The sequence below is a fragment of the Pseudomonas sp. 910_23 genome (assembly GCF_052850795.1).
This window is the reverse complement of the sequence record NZ_VXCZ01000020.1, coordinates 1-18,783: the sequence shown is the minus strand read 5'-3', so window position 1 is coordinate 18,783 and position 18,783 is coordinate 1. Positions and strand designations below refer to the sequence as shown.

Below are 18,783 nucleotides of genomic sequence, written 5' to 3'. Positions count from 1 at the left end.
TTGTGGGTTGGAAGGAAGCGGATCATAGAGCTATAGGCCAGATCCACGGGCATGGTTTGCAAAATTGTCATCTGCACGCCAGAACGTCGTTAGCTGCGGGCGCTCTCCTGAACCGATTTTCAGGCAGCCAATGTGTGGCGCTTGCCAAACAACGCCACACTCGCCACTCCCACCGCCCCCATCACCACGCAATACCCCACGCAGACCCACGGGCTGGTCGGCATCAGCGCGATCAACAGCAGCGGCGTAGTACTCGCCCACAGCGCATAGGCAATGTTGTAGGTGAAGGAAATCCCCGACACCCGCACCTGCGCCGGGAACAGGCCGACCATCACTGACGGCACCGCGCCCACCACCCCGCAGCTCAAGCCTGCCACCGCGTACGCCGCGCCCAGCCACACGCCGCCGCTGATCAGGCTGGCATACAGGATAAAAATCCCTACCGGCAGCAACAGGCTGTAGACCAACACCGCGCGCCAGGCGCCGATGCGGTCCACGAGCAAGCCGGCGAGGACGCAGCCGATATTCAGGAAAACGATGCCCAACGCGCTCAGGGCGAAAGTATGGCTGGGGCCCATGCCGAAGGTTTTCTGCATCATGGTCGGGGTGATGACCACCAGCACCACCACGGCTGAGGTGAGTACGCAGGTCAGGATCATGGCCGGCAACAGCACGGCGCGATGCTCGCGCAGCACAGTGCGCAATGGCATTTCGGCGGCGGCCTGGCGACGCGCCTGCATTTCAAGGAACACCGGGGTTTCGCTGAGCCAGCGACGCAGCCATACGCCAATCACGCCGAATACGCCGCCGAGCAGGAACGGGAAACGCCAGGCGTAGTCGAGGATTTCGGCGGGGGTGAAGACTTGCGCCAGCAAGGTCGCGGTCAATGCGCCCAGCAGGTAACCGAAGGTCAGGCCGGCTTGCAGGAAGCCCAAGGCGTAGCCGCGATGATGGCGCGGTGCGTGCTCGGCAACGAAGGTCCAGGCGCTGGGCACTTCGCCGCCCACCGCGGCACCTTGCAGCACGCGCAGCGCCAGCAGGATCAAGGGTGCGAAATAGCCGATTTGCGCGTAGGTCGGCATGATGCCGATCAGCAGGCAGGGCAAGGCCATCATCAGGATGCTCAAGCTGAATACGCGCTTGCGCCCCAGGTGGTCGGCAAAGTGCGCCATCAGGATGCCGCCCAGCGGACGGGCGAGGTAGCCAGTAACGAAGATGCCGAAGCTTTGCAACAGGCGCAGCCACTCGGGCATTTCCGGGGGGAAAAACAATTGGCTGAGGGTCAGCGCGAAAAACACAAAAATAATGAAGTCGTAGATTTCCAGGGCTCCACCCAAGGCGGCCAGGCCCAGGGTTTTGTAGTCGGAGCGGGAAAAACGCTGCGCCCGTGGGGAAAAGGTGGCAGTCATGTGCAGGCTCGGCAGACAAACAAAATGGCGTGCAGGTTATGAGCTGAACCCATTGAAGGCAATCACGACGGATATATTTGTTTTACTCATTGATCGTTGAAGATAACTACATTCCCAAATCAATGGGGGTAGAGGAACATGCCGTAAAACTGCCAAACCCCATAATAAATACAAGAGGAAAGCTTCATGGCCGATGCTATCGAAGAAAGCCGCTACGCTCGATTTGCCCTGCGTTGTTCCAATTTTGCCGAGCGCTGGTTTCCCGACTCCTGGGTGTTTGCCGCTCTCGCGGTGATTATCGTCGCCGTGGCGACCCTGGGCATGGGCGCAGCGCCCGCCGAAGCGGCCAAGGCATTTGGCGACGGGTTCTGGAGCCTGATCCCGTTCACCATGCAGATGGCGTTTGTGGTGATCGGCGGTTATGTAGTCGCCAGCTCGCCGCCCGCGGTGAAGTTGATCGACCGCTTGGCGCGCATCCCCAAGAACGGTCGTTCGGCGGTAGCCTGGGTGGCGTTGATTTCCATGGTGGCATCGTTGCTCAACTGGGGCTTGTCCCTGGTGTTCGGCGGTTTGCTGGTGCGGGCGTTGGCCCGTCGTACCGATTTGCGCATGGACTACCGCGCCGCCGGCGCTGCAGCATACCTGGGCCTCGGTGCCGTGTGGGCGTTGGGGCTATCGTCGTCAGCCGCGCAGTTGCAGGCCAACCCGGCCAGCTTGCCGCCGTCGATCCTGTCGATCACCGGGATGATCCCGTTCACCGAAACGATCTTCCTGTGGCAATCCGGTGTGCTGCTTCTGGCGCTGATCGTGGTGTCGCTGATCATCGCCTACGCCACCGCGCCAGGCCCCAACAGTGCCCGGGATGCCAAGGCCTGCGGCGTCGACCCGGCCTTTAACCTGCCCAAGCCACAACCGCCGACGCGTCCTGGCGAATGGCTGGAACACAGCCCGTTGCTGACGATATTGCTGGCATTGCTGGCAGCCGGCTGGCTGTTCCATGAGTTCTCAACCAAGCCGGCGATCAGCGCCATCTCGGGGCTCAACACCTATAACTTCCTGTTCATCATGGTCGGCGCCCTGCTGCACTGGCGCCCGCGCAGCTTCCTCGATGCCGTGGCCCGTGCGGTGCCGACCACCACCGGCGTGCTGATCCAGTTCCCGCTGTACGGCTCGATTGCCGCACTGATGACGGTGGTCAAGGGCGGTGACGGCCAGACCCTGGCGCACCATATCTCGACGTTCTTCACCTCCATCGCCTCCCACGACACCTACGCGCTGCTGATGGGCGTGTATTCGGCGGTGCTGGGCTTCTTCATCCCATCGGGTGGCGGCAAGTGGATTATCGAGGCGCCCTATGTGATGCAAGTGGCCAATGACCTGCAATACCACCTGGGCTGGGCGGTGCAGATCTACAACGCCGCCGAGGCACTGCCGAACTTGATCAACCCGTTCTATATGCTGCCGCTGCTGGGGGTGTTGGGGCTGAAGGCGCGGGACTTGATCGGGTTTTCGTTTGTGCAGTTGTTGGTGCACACGCCGCTGGTGTTGTTCTTGTTGTGGGCGCTGGGGACGACGTTGAAGTATTTGCCGCCTGTGATGCCCTGAATAACGGGTGACCGCAACTGTTGGTAGAAAAGCTGCGGTCAAGGATTTACAGGAAGGCGTGCCAATAGATCAGGTAATGCACTCTGTATCGTGTCCCAAACAACATCCAAGTTGATATCGAAGTAACCATGAGCGATTCGGTTGCGCATCGCTCGCATATTGCGCCAAGGAATATGTGAATGGCGTGCCGCGAAGTCCGGATGCTGATCCATGATTTTCGTCGACGCTTCACCAATGATGATCAGGCCATGACCACAGCTTGTTGTGTTCGCCGGTCCTCCAAAAACTCTTCTTTGCTCAAGCCCTCTACAAAAGTGATAGCGTCACGGGCAGCTTGCCTTATGTGCTCCAGATAATCCCCTAAGCGATTTTCTGTCATACAGGACGGGCCTCAGCCAACACCTTGGCGCGAAATTTCAAAGGCAAGTCGCCAGGCGTCAACAGGTCGACATTGACGCCTAACAAGTCCTCAAGCTCGACCTGCAACCCGCCAAGATCAAAAAGAGTTGTCCCCGGTGGCACATCAACCAACAAATCAAGATCACTGCCTTCTTGGTCGGTACCCGTTAATACAGACCCAAATACTCTCGGGTTTGATATTTGGAAACGTCCTATCACTTCTCTGACAGCTGCTCGTTGTAGATCAAGTGCAGTTGAAGGTTTCACGACTCACCTCGATGGTGTGCATTAGAAGCCCAGTCTAGCAGCGCTTACTCTGTGTAGACACGCCCCGCACATCACATGTGTGTCTTCGTTCCGTCACATTCCATTGCTACCGTCCTGTGAAATATCTTGCAACATCTCGCCAAGGACTCCCCCCGCAATGAGTGACGAGCACAACGACCGCCCTACCCCCGACTCCGCCCCCAAAACGCCGGTCGACACCAGCCGTCGGCGCTTCCTCGGCGGTGCGGCGGTGTTGGGGGTAGGCGCGACTTTGAGTGCCTGCGGCCATACCAGCGAAGCGCCGAGCACACCGGTAGCCAGGCCGCTCACGCCCCAGGAACTGGACAAGGCCTTGAGCGACCAGGTTAAAACCGTGGTGGTGATCTACGCCGAGAACCGCAGCTTCAACAACCTGTTTGCCGATTTCCCCGGGCTTGAAAAACCACTGTCGGCGTTATCCGCCACTGACACCCGGCAGCGCGACCGCGACGGTAGTGTGCTGGCCAGCCTGCCGCCCACATGGGGCGGTGTGTTGCAAGTAGGCCCGCAAACGGTCGACGGGGTGACCTACCCCAGCGGTGTGCAATTCCAGGAAAACCTTTCCAACGCACCGTTTGCCCTCAAGGGCCCGAACGCCGAAGACCTGCCATTGAGCTTGGTAACCCGCGACCTGTGGCATGTGTTCTATCAAAACCAGATGCAGATCAACGGCGGCAAGAACGACGGTTTTGTCGCCTGGGGCGATGCCGGGGGCCTGGTGATGGGCCATTACGCCCAAAGTCGTTATTCTCTGCGCCTGTGGGACGTTGCCAGGGAGTTTGTGCTCTGCGATAACTTTTTCCAGGGCGCATTTGGCGGCTCGTTTCTTAACCACCACTACCTGATCAGCGCCACGGCGCCGGTTTATCCCAATGCCGCGCAATCGGTGGCCAAGGCGCAGATCGCCACGCTGCAAAGTGATGACCCCACCGACACGCGCCTCAAGCCGCTGGACGCGTCCCCGGCCAGCGCCATGACCGGCCCGCCGCAGTTCGGCCCCAGCGCGCTGACCCCGGACGGTTACGCCGTAAACACCCTGGCCCCGCCGTATTGGCCCACCTGGATTCGCGACCCGCAAAACCCGGATTACTCAAAGCCTGACCTGCCCAATGTGCTGGTGCCGCAAACCCACGAGCACATTGGCGACAAGCTGTCGAAAAAGAACGTTGACTGGGCCTGGTATGCCGGCGCGTGGCAGGCCACTCTGGAGCAGTTCAAGGATTCGGGCGGGATCCCCAAGATCCCGAACTTCCAGTACCACCACCAGCCGTTCAACTACTTCAAGCAGCAAGGTCCGCAAAACCGTGCGGAACGTGATAAACGCCTGCGCGACGGCGGCTTGGGGGATGAATCAAGCACGAACAAGTTCTTCGCAGATGCCCAGGCCGGCAAGCTGCCGGCCGTGAGTTTCTACAAACCCCAGGGCAACCTGAACATGCACGCCGGTTATGCCGATGTGGCCTCGGGCGACCGCCATATCGCCCGCGCCCTGAAAGTGCTGCAAGAGAGCCCGCAGTGGAAAAACATGGTGGTGGTGGTCACCGTCGATGAAAACGGCGGCTGGTGGGATCACGTCGCGCCGCCCAAGGGTGACCGCTGGGGCCCGGGCACGCGGGTGCCGGCCCTGGTGGTGTCGCCGTTTGCGCGCAAAGGCACGGTTGACCACACGGTGTACGACACTGCATCGATCCTGCGTTTGATCACCCGAGTGTTCCAATTGGAGACTCTGGACGGCCTCAAGCAGCGTGACGACGCGATGATCGCCCGCGGCCAGAAGCCCATGGGCGACCTGACCAACGCTTTGCAATTTCACCCGTAGAGGCTTATCCAATAACGACATGCCTGGCGATTTAACACGCGATTTTCCCGGTCAGCCGCTACTGTGTGCAGGTGGGCTTTTATCCCGCGCAGACGGGCGTCGCTGACAAGGAACCAACTATGTTTAAAACGACCAGGCTGTCCTTCACCCTCGCCGCACTGCTGGTGAGTGCGGTCGTACAGGCCGACATCGAGGTGCCTCTGGGCAGTACGCAGCGCGTCACCCAGTTATTCGCATTTCCCAATAACTGCAACGTGATCTGCTTTCGGCCATGGACGCTGGAGCAGACCGCTGAGCACTACTTGAACCAGAGCCTGCAGCGTGACGGCTACAGCCGCGCCAGGGTCAGTGTGAAAACCCACGATGGCCAGGTCTGGGCGAATTTCAGCGGCGTACCGGACACCTACGGCCAATCCTTGACCACCTTGCTCAGTACCGCCGACCTCGCTTATCAGGGTGCCAGCCGGCTCAACAGCGATGGCAAGTGGGCTTATAACTGGTACCTGTTCCTGCCGCTGGGCATGGCCCTGGAGAACCGCAAGAGCATCGAACTGCTGCACTTTCCTCCGGACTACTCGCTCACCCAGGCCCAGGACTACCTGGAGTCGGCCACCACTGACCGCTGGGCGGCCTTGCTTACCGACAACGGCATCCCGGCCAGCGAGACACCGGCTTACCAGACCATCATCGATATCGCGCCCATCGCCGCACCGTCCAACGCAGGCAAGGATCTTGAGAACGTCTACAGCTACTTCACCGACTATCAGACCCGCATGGTCAAGGAACTGAGCCTGCACGCCAACGGCTCGCTGCCGATGGTGGCGTTCGGCGCGCCGGTGCGCAGTTGGCTCAAGCAACAATACGGTCAGAACGTCAGCGTGCTGGAGCTGACCCAGATCAGTCCGACACCAGGCACGAGCGTGTCAGTGCTGGGCGCCAACCACCCCAGCTACATCTGGTACGCGGCGGACCCGGCAAGCTATGACGGCGATGAACAAAAGGCCGACGAGGCCGGATTGAAAGTAATGGGGCAGGATTTAAGCGCGGCCTGCTGGCAAGCGGGCATGGGCCAGAAACCCGCCAGCGATGCGAATGTGTTGCTCAAAGCCTGCTTGAATACCTGGCAGGTCACACGCAAGGAGCAGACCTGTGAGCTGTTCTTCACCTCGGTGCGCAACCTGACCCCGGAGCAGGCCAATACCAAGTGCGCCACACCGCCTATCAAGGCGCAATTGAAGCAGCTGAAAAACGCCGCGCCGCCCCCCACTGTTACCTCTCCCGCGCTTTAACGCGAACCCGCGGTTTCTACTGTCAGATCTGACAGTAGAAACCGGCTTCAACTTCGGCGAGTCTTGGCTTGCGCCCACTTGCTGCAAGACTGGCAGTCAGAACACCCCAGATCCATGCAGCCCAATTCAGGAGAGTGATGAAGACTCAAGCCATGGATAAGGCTAAAACGGCAGTGAATGACTGCCTCTACCCCTTTGAGACGCTGCAGGTGGAACAGGGTTACCCCTCGACCGCACAATTCAAGGTCGTGCGATACCCTAATGGCAAGCGGGGTGGCATCAAGGCTCGCATCGACTTTGACAGTCGAGTACGCATCGCTCTGGTTTCAGGCTACGCAGTCAGCGAGCGCCGGGCGCATACGCTGCAACTGTCGCCGCGTATTCACTTGTACGATAGGTGGTTCTGCGGCCTGATACGGCACTCCTGCAAGCCGAACGTGCTCCTGGACACCACGTACATGGAACTATGGACCCTGAACACCATTACCGCAGGCAGCCCGCTGACCCTGGATTACGCCATTACTGAAGACGCGCTTTACCGGCAGTTCGCTTGCCATTGCGGCGAGCTGAACTGCCGGGGCTGGATCACCGGCAGCAAAGAGCCGTTGAACGCCCAAGGCCTGGCCTGGTGGCGCGAAAACAAAAGGTCCTAGGCTTCGCCCAACGGACGCAGGCGGTACTGCGGCGGCAGTTGCTCGAAGCCACTGATGGTGGTGTTCAAGCTCTTCCAGCGACCGTCCTTGATGCCGTAGATGCAGCCATGGATCGACAGGCTCTGCCCACGATGCCAGGCATTTTGCACAATGCTGGTGTGACCGACATTGGCCACCTGCTGGATCACATTGAGTTCACACATGCGGTCAACGCGTTCTTCTTCAGTTGGCAGTTGAGCCAACAGTTCGCGGTTCTCGTAGTAGAGATCACGAATAGTGCGCAGCCAGCCGTCGATCAGGCCGAACTGGCGGTCCTGCATCGACGCACGCACGCCGCCGCAGCCATAGTGGCCGGTGACGAGGATGTGTTTGACCTTGAGCACGTCCACCGCGTACTGGATCACCGACAGGCAATTGAGGTCGGTGTGCAGCACCACGTTAGCCACGTTGCGGTGCACAAACAGATCACCGGGCAACATGCCGACGATCTCGTTGGCCGGCACCCGCGCGTCGGAGCAACCGATCCACAGGTATTCCGGGGTTTGCTGGCGGGCAAGCTTGGCGAAAAATTCGGGATCTTCCTGTTTGATCGCATTCGCCCAGCGTTCGTTGTTATCAAGCAGGTCTTGTAGTTCGTTCATCAGGGAAAGCCTCAGGAATGATGCGCAGTTTTGTGACTGACAACCCCTCGTCCAGGTCACGCCGAGTGTTAATTAGCTTGAATCTTTAGGGAGCCACGCCTGTCCACACACTATAAGCCCCACAGTATGAGGATTGGCCATGACTGAATCACGACGTCCCTACGGCGCAACCCAGCCGGAACCCATTGATGATAATGAAGACCGCATGGGTTCGATGCGCGAGCTGGATTTTGACCAGGAAGACCAGACAGCGGAAATTGGCGATGAAATCCCGCATGGCGAGCGCGAGCAGCTGATGCCCGACGAACGGGTACGAGAGGCCGGGATGACCGGGGCCTCGACCGCTGATCATGAATCAACCGATGACGATATGAGCCCGGAAACGCTGATTCACGAGGACGGTGCCAGAGATGCTCGGGAGGAAGGAGAAGACAGCCCGGCGGACTACGATCTGAGTGTTGTTGGTGAAGAGGATATTGGTGGCGGAAATGGCCTGGATGAGGCCGAACTGGCCGATCTGGACCCGCTCAACGGCAAACGCTGACACAACGCAGCTCAAAATGTGGGAGGGGGCTTGCTCCCTCCCACATTGGTTCCGGTATTTAGTCGACGAGGGTGCAGGCCATGACGACCGCGTCTTCGCGACCACCCACAGCAGGGTAGTAATCCCGACGTCGGCCGATTTCATTAAAGCCATAGCGCTCATATAACCGAAAAGCCCCGGTATTGCTGTCCCGCACTTCCAGGAAGCATTCCCGCGCGTTGGCAGCGTAGGCACGGGACATCAGGTGTTCCAGCAGCGCCAAACCCAATCCGCGGCCCTGGTTTTCCGGCTTGACGGTAATGTTCAGCAAATGCGCCTCATCGAGAATGATCTGCACCACCCCATGGCCCACCTGCTGCTCGCCTTCGAACATCAGCCAGATCTGGTACTTGCCCAGCCCATCGAGAAAGATCCCACGGGTCCAGGGGTGGCTGAACGCCGCGTATTCGATTTTCAGCACCGCGTCCAGGTCGGCCTCGGTCATCGGGCGGAAGGATAAAGCCTCACTCATCAGTTGTTTTCCAGCGCGCCATCAGCCGGCGCATGGCTTGCCAGACATCAGCCTTACGCTGTGGCTCTTCCATTAATAATTCCAGACCCGGCAGGGCCCATACCGAACCCAGGCTGTCGACGTGCAGTTCGCGGTACCAGGCCTCGGCATTGGCTTCACCGGCAAACCGCACGGCAGGCAAGCCGATCAGCCACAGGCACACGCAGGGTTCGTCTTCCAGACGCGCCGAGACAAAGCCCTGGACAAAATCCCGCGCAGCTTCCGGGCCCTGGTCCATGGTGCCGCGTATCAGCAGCGGCCAGCGCACCGGCTCACCGATGATTTGCGGGCTGTCGGGCAGGCCGGCGGCGCGCAGCATGTCCTTGAGCAGCAGGTAGGCCGGGTCGCGCGACTGGAAGCGCTCGCCGGTGGGCAGTTCCACCAGCAACAGGCAACACCCGGCCCGCAGCAACTGCAGGGCAAAGCGGGGCGGCGGCACTACCGGTGCCTTGACCACCGGCGCGGCCTCCTCCACCACCTTGGCAGCCTTGGTCACCGGCGCAGGGCGTGGCACTTCGATCTTTGCCCGTTCGACCGCCGGGCGTGTTTCGACTGGGGGCTTGACCACCGCCACGGGCGCGGCCGCCTCTTCCCCCGACGACTCGAACGCCTCATAGGGCTCAAGCGCCTGCAACAACTCGGGCCGCGACGGCGCGGCAAACGGCAGTTCGGTGCGGGGCAGCCAGTTGACCACCTGCATGGCGGTCAAGTAAGCGCGACGTCGGGACTCGATAAGCACAGCTCGGCCACTTGTGGATAAGTAAAGAGCGGGGATTCTACCGCTGTTCGGCAACAATCGCCCACTGCGCACTGACCGGCTGTGGATAAATCCCGCGCCTGATGCAGTACAATCGCGACTTTTAATCGCCAACCAGCCGGCCATTCCCATGATCGAACCCAAGCGCGTCCTGCGCGCCCTCGCCGAACACTGGGCCTTACTTGAGCCTCTGTGCGAACACTTCGACCAAGGCACCCTGAGCCTGAGCGAGCTGCGCGCACAATTGGCCGCCCAACAACTGGACAGCACGCCCCAGGACATTACCAGCCTGCTGGACGTGTGGATTCGCCTGGATATCCTGGTACCTGTCGCCAAGAGCCCGAACCGTTTCGAGCTCAACGCGCAGATCCACGACTTCCTCGCTTATCTTCGCAAGGAGCACCGGCTTGGCCTGTGCCTGGAAATCGAAGCCTACCTGCGCCACCTCGAGCGCCTGGCCGGTTATATCCAGGACGCCTTCGACATCCGCGACGGCCATGACCTGGCCCGGCAACTGCGCTTGCTGGATATGCGCGTGCGCGACGTGCTGAAAAAACTTGCCAACGACGAACAGGCCCTCGCCGCCGTGGCCGATCGCGCCAAGACCAGCGACCGCCAGATCCCGTTGCGCCAGCGCTACGCCGAGGTGTTGGCAACCTGGGACGAATACGTCGAGCCGATGATTCAGTTGGTGAACGCTGACGGCGCCTTCGAGCAAGGCGTGCGCAAGGTGGAAAACGTGCTGCTGCGCATGCTCACCGAGCAACAGCGTCTTGGCCACCTGGTGGACGACGACATGCTGCTGCGCACCCACGCGCGCATCCTCGAAATGCAGACCAGCGCCCAGTTGACCTTGCGCCATGCGCGCGAGCTGCTGTTGCCGCTGCGCGAAGAAGCACGCCGGCATAACGCAGTGACTCGCGGCGCGGCGCTAGCCTTGTCGGCGATTCGCCGTAAAGGCCTGGACGCGGTGCCGCAAGCGGCGATGCCGATGTTCACCCGACCGCAAAGCACCTTCCTGGGCAGCGCCAGCCAGGTCGAGGCTTATGTGTATGCCCTGGCCAATTTCGAGCCGAAACCGGCGCGATTCCCCAAGGCGCACAAATCCCACAAGGGCGAAGCCCCGCGCGCGCCGCGTACGGTCAAGGAAATGCTCGAACGCTGCGAAGACGCCCTGCCGATGCCGGACCTGATGACCTGGCTGCTGGAGCAGGAGCCGGACGGCGCCACCGACGAATTGCTGTACTGGTTCTCACGCCTGTCCCGGGAAAAACGCTTCAAGCGCGAGCGCCTGGAACGTCGCGATTACCACACCCACGAGCATCAGGTCAGCCTGCGCTCCTTCGCCCTGCTCCCGGCCGGCGTTGACGCCACCGAGAATTCTGCGAGCACCCCTTATGCATCTTGATCTATCCGAACTGTCCCAGCTGGCGCCGATCTTTCGCGAGCTGTTCAAGGGTTACCACGTCAGCCGCCGCGACCCGGAGCTGTACGCGCAGCTGTCGAACTTCCAGGACCAGTACCGCACGCTGTTCAAGGCCTTGGGCTTTGAGCTGGTATGCGATACCCGCGGTTTCTACTACTTCGTCCCGGACACCGCCGTGGCTGCCGCGCAGGTCAACAAGACCGCCCAGCGCCTGGCCTTGTTTACCTTCATTCTCGTCGAGCACCTGGCCGACCAGGGCCGCGACCCGGTTGCCGTGCTCGACGGCGGCAGCCTGGGGCGCGACGAATTGCCTTCGTTGCTGGAGAAGTACCGCGACCTGTTTATCCAGGCCGAAGTGCAGACCCAGGAAGAGCTCGAAGAAAAAATCATGCGTCGCATGACCCAACTCGGTTTTGCCAGCGAAGACAACGGTATCTACCGCTTCCTGCCACCAATGCACCGTTTCCTCGACGTGTGCCTGTCGGTGCAACAGGACCGCGACCTCGCCGCCAGCGTGCACAGCGTATTGCCGCTGCCGGTGCCAGTGATCATCGACGAAGACAGCGATGAAAAACTGCTGAAGACCGATGACCCGCTGGACCTTAGCGCCTTCGATGAGGAAAGCGAAGAAGACGCCCTGGCCCGAGCCATTGCCGAAGAACAGGAAACCGACGTATGAGTAAGGAACGTTACGGCATCCGCCGCTTCGCCCTATTGAACACCGCCGGTTACAGCCTGGGCTTGTTCCCGCTGGAAGAGCCGCTGTCGGTGTACGGCGCGAACAACCTGGGTAAATCCGCATCCATCAACGCCTTGCAGTTCCCGATCCTGGCGCGCATGTCGGACATGAGTTTCGGCAAGTACACGCTGGAACAATCGCGGCGCTTCTACTTTGCCACCGATACCAGCTACATCCTGGTAGAAGTCTCCTTGCCCCACGGCCCGCACGTCATCGGCGTGGTCGGACGCGGGCCGGGCGGCGGTTTCGGTCACCAGTTCTTTGCCTATGCGGGCAAGCTGGACCTGGCTCACTACCAGAAAAACGACACCTGTCTGCGTCAGAAAGAGCTGTTTACCAACCTTGAGCGCGAGGGCCTCAAAGCCTACGAACTCAAGCCTGATGAACTGCGGCGCTTGCTGGTGGGCGGCCATACGTCGATCCCGCTGGACCTGACCCTGATCCCGCTGCGCTCCACCAGCGAACAGAGCTTGAAGACGTTCCGTGCGTTGTTTATCAACCTGCTGCACATGCGCGAAATCACCGCGGCCAAGCTCAAGCAACTGTTCCTCGATGCGTTCGAACACAGCTTGCGTTCAGGCAGTGTCGACTACATCGCTGCGTGCGAAGAAGCCTTTCGTGATGTGCGACGCATGGAGCAGGACTACAACTCGCTGGTGGCTGCCGGGCCGTTGGTCGAGGCGCTGGCCAATGGCGTGAAACAACGCGACGCCTTGCGCGGCAAACTGCATCGCCTGTCACCGCTGCTGGATTCGTTGCTGGGCACCTGGTCGGACTACGCCAGTGCGCGCAAGGAAGAGCTGACCATCCAGGCCGAGCACTACCGCAACGAGCAGGACGCGCTGCAGAACGACCAGCGTGGCGGTACTCAGGAACTGATGCGTCTGGAGCGGGAGATCAGCGGTATCCAGCGTTGGCTGGGCGAGCTGTCGGTACTCAAGCATCGCTTTGCCCTGGTGGATGACGTCAAGGTGCTGGAGCAACAGTTGCTCGCCGCCAAGGACGCACACGATGAACTGGCGGGCGCATTGGCGCAGTCGCGACAGTTCAGCGCCGAGGACCTGGACGAGCGTCTGCGCGACCTGGAAAAGCGCTTGAAGTCGGTCAGGCAGCAACTCGATCACGCCGACAACAACAGCTATGCCAAGCTGCGCGAGGAGTTCTCGCAACAGGATGTCGAACGTCTGATGCGCCTGTTCAACAGCTCGTTGTTCAGCCTGCCTCTGGGTGAGCACGGCATCACGCTGGATGAGGACGGCCAGTGGGTCAAATCCCTGGAGCAGATTCTCGATGGCTTCAAAGGCGAGCGCTTTGAAGTGCCGGGGCTGTCCATCGACATCTCGCACATCGAGCCGCCTGCGTTGCAGGCCCTGGCCGACCGCGCCGCATTGCGCGACCAGAAGGAGCGCCTGGAAAAAGAACTCAAGCAACTCAAAACCCAGCAGGCCGTAGCGTCCGACCGCGCGGCGAGCAAGACCCAGACCGAAGCGCTGTATCAGCAGGTGCTGGATGCTCAGAAGGCATTGGAAGATTTCCGCCGCACCCAGACCCTGAGTGCAGAAGAAGGCGAGAAGCTGGAAAACCTGGCGCAGATGGAAGCCGCCCAGGACGAGCTGAAGCGCTCCAGCGATGCCTTTACCGAGCGAGTCCAGCAATTGTCGGCCAAGCTGCAACTGGTCGGCCGCCAGATCGGCGATATGGAAGCCAAGCAACGCACGCTGGATGATGCGTTGCGTCGTCGTCAGCTGTTGCCGGCGGACCTGCCGTTCGGCACGCCGTTCATGGACCCGGTCGACGACTCCATGGACAACTTGCTGCCACTGCTCAATGACTACCAGGATAGCTGGCAGGGCTTGCTGCGCGCCGACGGCCAGATCGAAGCCCTGTACGCCCAGGTGCGCCTCAAGGGTGTGGCCAAGTTCGACAGCGAAGATGACATGGAGCGTCGCCTGCAGCTGCTGATCAACGCCTATGCGCACCGCACCGACGAAGCGTTGACGCTGGGCAAGGCACGCCGAGCAGCGGTGACCGATATCGCCCGTACCCTGCGCAATATCCGTAGCGACTACGACAGCCTTGAACACCAGTTGGCGTTGTTCAACCGCGAGATCAACAAACGCCAGGTCTCCAACCTGCAGAGCTTTCGCATCGTGCTGGCGCCGAACAAGGAAGCCCTCAAGCATATCGACCAGATCATCCACAGTGCTGGCCAGTATGAAGAAGGCGAAACGCTGTCGGTGTTCGACCTCAGCCAGAGCGCCGAGCAGGACAACAAGAACGAAGAGGCCAAGGAATACCTGGCGCGCCTCGTTGCGGCCAACCATAACCAGCTGGGCCTCAAGGACTTGTTCGAACTGGCGTTCGAGATCACCAAGGTGCACGGTCAGCCGGTGATTCATACCGACATCGATGGCGCCGCGTCCAACGGCACCACCATGACCATCAAGGCGCTGACCAACATGTACTTGTTGTTGCACTTGATGGACCGTGACCAGGCCGGCCGTGTGCGTTTGCCGTATTACCTCGATGAGGCTGCAGACATTGATGAGAAGAACCAGGCTGCCTTGCTGGAAACCAGCTTGCAACTGGGCTTCGTGCCGATCCTGGCCAGTGTGAAGCCGCAGGTCTCCGCCCAGGTGGCGATCGACCTGGAAGGCGGCAGCGGGCCGAACGGAATCTACATTGATGAGGCGGACTGGAAATACATCCGTCGCCACGATGTGGTGAAGGCGACGATAAATGTGCAAGCCGATGAGCCGGAGCTGGATGAGGTCTGACGCGTTGCGCTGACATGCAAAAAGGCCGCGATCTTTTGGATCGCGGCCTTTTTTTCGGCTTGGGATTTGCGGTGTGTTTGTGGGCCTCATCGCGGGCAAGCCCGGCTCCCACAGTTGGAATGCATACTTGCTGAAAATGCATGTCCCTGTGGGAGCCGGGCTTGCTCGCGAAGGCCGCGCATCGGTTTATTTACCGAGTGGAATCTTGGGCGCCCAGGTCAGCCACTCATCTTCAAACTTATCGAACAACGGGAAGGTCTGCTGTGGCCGTGCCGGGTTGCCCATGCGTTCACCATCCGGCGTGGCAAAGGCGATACCGCCGGCCACCAAGGTCTCCAGGGACTCGGTGCGCACCGTCGCGCCCTTGAACAGGCCGAAGTCGAGACCGAAGCCGCTGGTGTTCCAGAAGCGACTGCCACTGCGTACCAGGGGTGCGTACTTGGGCTCGATCAGGATATGCACCAACACACGGTCGGCGGTCTGGCCCAGTTCATAGCCGGTGACCTTGCCCACGGTGACTTCACGGTAAGTGACCGGCACGCCTTCTTTGAGCGAACCACGGCGAGCGGCGCTGAGTGTCAGGCTCAGGCCTTGCTCCTGCTGGACAGTCTCCGGTGGCTGATCCAGTGCAACAAAGTTTTTTTGCGGCCCGGCATTTTTCACCGCAGGCTGCACCTCGATGTATTGCCCGGTGACCAGGGTTTCAAGATTGGAGGTCTTCATCAGGCCCAGCTCCGGCTTGACCACCCAGAACTGGCTGCCTGCGCGGGCGATACGATCAGCCACCTGAGTAATACGGGCGCGCAGCAATACGGACTGCATGTCGGCGCTGAGGTCGACGCTCTCGACCTTGCCAACATCGAGGCCTTTGAAGCGTACGGCTGTACCGGGGCGCAGGCCGTCGGCACGATCGACCTTGATCGTCACCAGGGTGCCATGCTGATTCGCGGCGTCACGGTCGGCGAACAAACGGAAGCGCGGGATACGGTGCTTCAGGGGAACGTTGGGCTCCGGTGTTTCGAAGGCGATACCGCCGGCCATCAGGCTGGCCAGGGATTCGCTTTTGACCTGGATGCCACCGGTGAGCCCACCAGTGAGAGTGACACCGCTGGCGTTCCAGAAACGTGTCGAGCCGTTGACCAGGCCTTCATACTCTTTCTCGATATGAACGCCGATCACGAGTTGCTTCTTCTTGCGTGAAAACTGGTAGCTCTGCACCGAACCCACCTTGACCTGTTTGTACAGAATCGGGCTGCCGACATCCAGCGAGCCCAGGTTGTCGGTGAGCAGCACCATGTGCAGGCCGGGGGAGCGCAGGTCTAACGGCGGCGCCTTGGCGCGGGCCACATACTCACGTTGTGGCGGGGTGCCTTTGTCACCCGGGCGGATCGCGATGTAGTTACCTTTGACCAGTGCTTCCAGGCCGGTGATGCCTGCCAGGGAGATGGACGGCTTGACCACCCAGAATTGCGTGTCCTGGACCAGGTAGTCTTCGGCCAAAGGATCAAGGGTCAACTCGGCGCTGGCGCTGGACAGGTCCGGGTCGATCTTCAGGGTTTTCAGGCTACCAACCTGGATGCCTTTGTACATGACCGGGGTACGCCCGGCCTGGAGGCCTTCGAAATCGGTGAGTTTGACCTTGACCTTGATGCCGGCTGCGGCGGCATCGAAGTCCTCGTACAGGCGAAAAGGCAGGCTCGGGTCGGTGGGTGGGCTGTCTTGGCGATTCTCCGGTGTGGCGAAGGCGATACCACCGGCCACAATGCTGGAAAGCGATTCGCTGCGCACCTTCACCCCGGAGAGGTTGGCGTCGATACTGATGCCGCTGGCGTTCCAGAAACGCGTGTGCTTGCGCACCAGGCTGGCGTAGGTCGGCTCGATATAAACCTTGATCTCGACGATGCTCTGGTCTTCGGACAACAGATAGCTTTTGACCTGGCCGACCTGAATCTGCTTGTAGAACACCGGACTGCCACGGTTCAGCGAGCCCAGGCGGTCGGCCTTGAGCGTCAGGTGCAGGCCCGGCTTGGCGTCGGATAACGGTGGTTCTTCAGACAGCGCCTTGAACTTGCGCGTGGGCTCACCATCGCCCGGGCTGGCGGCGATGTAGTTACCCGAAACCAGGGTCTCCAGGCCAGTGATGCCGGCGAGGCTGACGCTGGGCTTGACCAACCAGAAGCGGGTGTTGGTCCTCAGATACTGCTCTACATCCTTGTTCATCTCGATGGTGGCGATCACCCCGCGATTGCTGCCTTCGTCATCCAGGGCCAGGGTCTTGACCTTGCCGACGGTCATGCCTTTGTAGACCACTTCAGTCTTGTTGACTTGAATACCCTCGCCGCTCTCAAAGCGAACCTGAATCTCAAGACCTTGCTGGGAGTAGGCGCGCCACCCCAGCCAGCCACCGATGATCAGGGCAATCAGGGGCAACACCCAAATAGCCGACCAATTGGAGGCCGGGCGGGTTTTAGCTTTAGGCAAATCACTCATGGTCGTCGTCCGACTCCGTGTTATCCCAAATCAGTCGGGGATCGAAAGTTACTGCGGCAAGCATCGTCAAGATCACCACACTGGCGAACGCTGCAGCACCGAGATTGGCCTCGACACTGGCAAGTCGCCCAAAGTTAACGACCGCCACCAGGATGGCGATCACGAAGATATCCAGCATGGACCAGCGGCCAATGAATTCGATAAAACGGTACATCACAATGCGTTGTTGCGCAGACAGCGGTTGGTGACGCTGCACCGAAAACAGCAACAGGCCGATGCCTACCAACTTGAATGTAGGCACCAGAATACTGGCGATGAACACCACGGCGGCGATAGGAAACATGCCGTGCTGCACCAGCTGGATCACACCCGCCATGATGGTACTCGGGTCGCCTTGGCCGAGGGAGTTGACGGTCATGATGGGCAACAGGTTGGCGGGGATATACAAGATTGCTGCGGTGATCAGCAATGCCCAGGTACGGGTGAGGCTATTGGGGCGACGCGCATGGATCAACGCGCCGCAACGGGTACAGAGTTGCTCGTCGGTATCCGCTTCTTGCTTGTTCAATTCATGGCATTCGGTACAAATCAGAATGCCTGCATCAATCGCCCGCATGGTCATCCTCTCCTGACAGTGCTTGCCAGATCTGGTGGGGTGACATGACCACCTCAAGCAGAACTTGAACCATTAATAAACTGACGAAGCAGACCAGACCCAGGCCGATCGTGATGGAGGCCATGTCGGCGAGCTTTACGATTGCCACCAGTACGCCCATCAAGTAGACCTCCAGCATCCCCCAATCCTTCATATGGTGGTAGATGCGGTACAACAACAGCCCGTAACTGCGACCGATGTTCCAGCGGATGCTGAGCAACACTGCCAATTGGCAGAGCAGCTTTAGCAAGGGGATCCCCATGCTGCACAAGAACACAACGGCAGCAACGCCTTGCATACCGGTATCGAATAAGCCAACAACGCCGCTCCATACGGTGTCCTCCGAGGACTGCCCGAGTAGATTGAGCTGCATGATGGGCAAAAAGTTCGCCGGGATGTAAAGCAGCAGGGCCGCAAGTACTAAAGCAAGGCTCCGCTCGACCACATTGTGGCGGTGAGCATACAACTCGTAGCCACAGCGTGGGCACTGGGCTTTTTCGCCAGGGGCGAGCGCTGGCTTGCGCATCAGCAAATCGCACTCATGGCATGCCACCAGGTCGTCCAGTGGTAAATCCGACACCTCAACGGCATCAACCGGATCGGGCATAGATAGGGCTCTGACTCTAAAATAGTTAGGTGGCTATTCTAGTGCTCTGGCTCGGAAATAACTGTGCAATTTTGTCGGGCGATTGAGGGATGCCAGCCGTGCGCGGATAGAGTGGAC

Annotated in this window: 17 protein-coding genes; 8 read left to right on the top strand and 9 right to left on the bottom strand. The window is 60.2% G+C overall.

Annotated features, from left to right (window positions below; all coding sequences use genetic code 11):
* Positions 1 to 119: 119 nt before the first annotated feature.
* On the bottom strand, positions 120 to 1,409 hold the full coding sequence (locus tag FW800_RS21755; RefSeq protein WP_446438444.1) for an MFS transporter: 1,290 nt from the start codon (positions 1,407 to 1,409) through the stop codon (positions 120 to 122).
* 186 nt (positions 1,410 to 1,595) lie between these two features.
* On the opposite strand from FW800_RS21755, the gene FW800_RS21750 reads away from it, so the two are divergent.
* Positions 1,596 to 3,014 (top strand): short-chain fatty acid transporter, encoded by a 1,419-nt coding sequence (locus FW800_RS21750; RefSeq protein ID WP_032878044.1) that lies wholly within the window; start codon positions 1,596 to 1,598, stop codon positions 3,012 to 3,014.
* A 38-nt stretch (positions 3,015 to 3,052) separates the two neighbouring features.
* Here FW800_RS21750 and FW800_RS21745 read toward each other — a convergent pair whose 3' ends face one another.
* Together FW800_RS21745 and FW800_RS21740 are read right to left on the bottom strand one after the other, a co-directional pair.
* Positions 3,053 to 3,226, bottom strand: a complete 174-nt coding sequence (locus FW800_RS21745) for a HepT-like ribonuclease domain-containing protein (RefSeq protein ID WP_446438443.1) — start codon at positions 3,224 to 3,226, stop codon at positions 3,053 to 3,055.
* A 163-nt stretch (positions 3,227 to 3,389) separates the two neighbouring features.
* Positions 3,390 to 3,680: a nucleotidyltransferase family protein gene (locus FW800_RS21740; RefSeq protein WP_078820214.1), complete on the bottom strand. Its 291-nt coding sequence runs from the start codon at positions 3,678 to 3,680 to the stop codon at positions 3,390 to 3,392.
* Positions 3,681 to 3,837: 157 nt separating this feature from the next.
* Here FW800_RS21740 and acpA point away from each other — a divergent pair, with 157 nt between their 5' ends.
* From acpA to FW800_RS21725, 3 genes are all read left to right on the top strand, one after another.
* Complete coding sequence (gene acpA / locus FW800_RS21735) at positions 3,838 to 5,538, top strand: acid phosphatase (protein WP_032878048.1); 1,701 nt, start codon at positions 3,838 to 3,840, stop codon at positions 5,536 to 5,538.
* A 119-nt stretch (positions 5,539 to 5,657) separates the two neighbouring features.
* A complete protein-coding gene (locus tag FW800_RS21730; RefSeq protein ID WP_446438442.1) occupies positions 5,658 to 6,827 on the top strand; it encodes a hypothetical protein in 1,170 nt (389 codons plus the stop codon).
* A gap of 137 nt (positions 6,828 to 6,964) precedes the next feature.
* Entirely contained in the window at positions 6,965 to 7,480 is a 516-nt protein-coding gene (locus tag FW800_RS21725) for an SET domain-containing protein-lysine N-methyltransferase (RefSeq protein WP_446438441.1), read from the top strand.
* On the opposite strand, the gene can is transcribed toward FW800_RS21725, so the two are convergent.
* A complete protein-coding gene (can, locus tag FW800_RS21720) occupies positions 7,477 to 8,121 on the bottom strand; it encodes a carbonate dehydratase (protein WP_446438440.1) in 645 nt (214 codons plus the stop codon). The two genes, FW800_RS21725 and can, sit on opposite strands and share 4 nt — an antisense overlap.
* Positions 8,122 to 8,260: 139 nt before the next feature.
* Between can and FW800_RS21715 the strand changes: the two genes are divergently transcribed.
* On the top strand, positions 8,261 to 8,665 hold the full coding sequence (locus FW800_RS21715; protein ID WP_446438439.1) for a serine kinase/phosphatase: 405 nt from the start codon (positions 8,261 to 8,263) through the stop codon (positions 8,663 to 8,665).
* Between the two features lie 58 nt (positions 8,666 to 8,723).
* On the opposite strand, the gene rimI is transcribed toward FW800_RS21715, so the two are convergent.
* On the bottom strand, positions 8,724 to 9,176 hold the full coding sequence (gene rimI / locus FW800_RS21710; protein WP_003188286.1) for a ribosomal protein S18-alanine N-acetyltransferase: 453 nt from the start codon (positions 9,174 to 9,176) through the stop codon (positions 8,724 to 8,726).
* Positions 9,169 to 9,915, bottom strand: coding sequence for an energy transducer TonB (locus tag FW800_RS21705; protein WP_446438488.1), 747 nt, complete (start codon positions 9,913 to 9,915; stop codon positions 9,169 to 9,171). Before FW800_RS21705 ends, rimI begins: the two co-directional genes overlap by 8 nt.
* A 187-nt stretch (positions 9,916 to 10,102) precedes the next feature.
* Between FW800_RS21705 and mksB the strand changes: the two genes are divergently transcribed.
* The 3 genes from mksB to mksF are packed head-to-tail and all read left to right on the top strand — an operon-like array spanning position 10,103 to position 14,914.
* Complete coding sequence (mksB, locus tag FW800_RS21700; protein ID WP_005784507.1) at positions 10,103 to 11,380, top strand: Mks condensin complex protein MksB; 1,278 nt, start codon at positions 10,103 to 10,105, stop codon at positions 11,378 to 11,380.
* Entirely contained in the window at positions 11,370 to 12,077 is a 708-nt protein-coding gene (gene mksE / locus FW800_RS21695) for an Mks condensin complex protein MksE (RefSeq protein WP_032878054.1), read from the top strand. Before mksB ends, mksE begins: the two co-directional genes overlap by 11 nt.
* Positions 12,074 to 14,914 carry an Mks condensin complex protein MksF gene (gene mksF, locus FW800_RS21690; RefSeq protein WP_446438438.1) on the top strand — a complete coding sequence of 947 codons (2,841 nt, stop codon included), beginning with the start codon at positions 12,074 to 12,076 and terminating at the stop codon, positions 14,912 to 14,914. Before mksE ends, mksF begins: the two co-directional genes overlap by 4 nt.
* A 186-nt stretch (positions 14,915 to 15,100) precedes the next feature.
* Here the strand turns inward: mksF and FW800_RS21685 are convergent, their stop codons facing one another.
* From FW800_RS21685 to FW800_RS21675, 3 genes are read right to left on the bottom strand one after another with little or no spacing between them, the layout of a single operon-like run.
* Positions 15,101 to 17,404, bottom strand: a complete 2,304-nt coding sequence (locus tag FW800_RS21685) for an MlaD family protein (protein WP_446438437.1) — start codon at positions 17,402 to 17,404, stop codon at positions 15,101 to 15,103.
* Positions 17,397 to 18,020 (bottom strand): paraquat-inducible protein A, encoded by a 624-nt coding sequence (locus tag FW800_RS21680; protein ID WP_032878056.1) that lies wholly within the window; start codon positions 18,018 to 18,020, stop codon positions 17,397 to 17,399. Before FW800_RS21680 ends, FW800_RS21685 begins: the two co-directional genes overlap by 8 nt.
* The gene (locus FW800_RS21675; protein ID WP_032878058.1) at positions 18,007 to 18,666 is read right to left on the bottom strand and encodes a paraquat-inducible protein A; all 660 of its coding nucleotides are present in this window, start codon (positions 18,664 to 18,666) and stop codon (positions 18,007 to 18,009) included. Before FW800_RS21675 ends, FW800_RS21680 begins: the two co-directional genes overlap by 14 nt.
* Between the last annotated feature and the right edge of the window lie 117 nt (positions 18,667 to 18,783).

Excerpts from the sequence above, each read along its gene's own strand:
- mksE (WP_032878054.1), top strand. The coding sequence starts at position 11,370 with ATGCATCTTGATCTATCCGAACTGTCCCAGCTGGCGCCGATCTTTCGC.
- FW800_RS21680 (WP_032878056.1), bottom strand. The coding sequence starts at position 18,020 with ATGCGGGCGATTGATGCAGGCATTCTGATTTGTACCGAATGCCATGAA.
- can (WP_446438440.1), bottom strand. The coding sequence starts at position 8,121 with ATGAACGAACTACAAGACCTGCTTGATAACAACGAACGCTGGGCGAAT.
- FW800_RS21675 (WP_032878058.1), bottom strand. The coding sequence starts at position 18,666 with ATGCCCGATCCGGTTGATGCCGTTGAGGTGTCGGATTTACCACTGGAC.
- FW800_RS21725 (WP_446438441.1), top strand. The coding sequence starts at position 6,965 with ATGAAGACTCAAGCCATGGATAAGGCTAAAACGGCAGTGAATGACTGC.
- FW800_RS21730 (WP_446438442.1), top strand. The coding sequence starts at position 5,658 with ATGTTTAAAACGACCAGGCTGTCCTTCACCCTCGCCGCACTGCTGGTG.
- rimI (WP_003188286.1), bottom strand. The coding sequence starts at position 9,176 with ATGAGTGAGGCTTTATCCTTCCGCCCGATGACCGAGGCCGACCTGGAC.
- FW800_RS21745 (WP_446438443.1), bottom strand. The coding sequence starts at position 3,226 with ATGGATCAGCATCCGGACTTCGCGGCACGCCATTCACATATTCCTTGG.
- acpA (WP_032878048.1), top strand. The coding sequence starts at position 3,838 with ATGAGTGACGAGCACAACGACCGCCCTACCCCCGACTCCGCCCCCAAA.
- FW800_RS21715 (WP_446438439.1), top strand. The coding sequence starts at position 8,261 with ATGACTGAATCACGACGTCCCTACGGCGCAACCCAGCCGGAACCCATT.
- FW800_RS21750 (WP_032878044.1), top strand. The coding sequence starts at position 1,596 with ATGGCCGATGCTATCGAAGAAAGCCGCTACGCTCGATTTGCCCTGCGT.
- mksB (WP_005784507.1), top strand. The coding sequence starts at position 10,103 with ATGATCGAACCCAAGCGCGTCCTGCGCGCCCTCGCCGAACACTGGGCC.
- FW800_RS21705 (WP_446438488.1), bottom strand. The coding sequence starts at position 9,915 with ATGCAGGTGGTCAACTGGCTGCCCCGCACCGAACTGCCGTTTGCCGCG.
- FW800_RS21755 (WP_446438444.1), bottom strand. The coding sequence starts at position 1,409 with ATGACTGCCACCTTTTCCCCACGGGCGCAGCGTTTTTCCCGCTCCGAC.
- mksF (WP_446438438.1), top strand. The coding sequence starts at position 12,074 with ATGAGTAAGGAACGTTACGGCATCCGCCGCTTCGCCCTATTGAACACC.
- FW800_RS21685 (WP_446438437.1), bottom strand. The coding sequence starts at position 17,404 with ATGAGTGATTTGCCTAAAGCTAAAACCCGCCCGGCCTCCAATTGGTCG.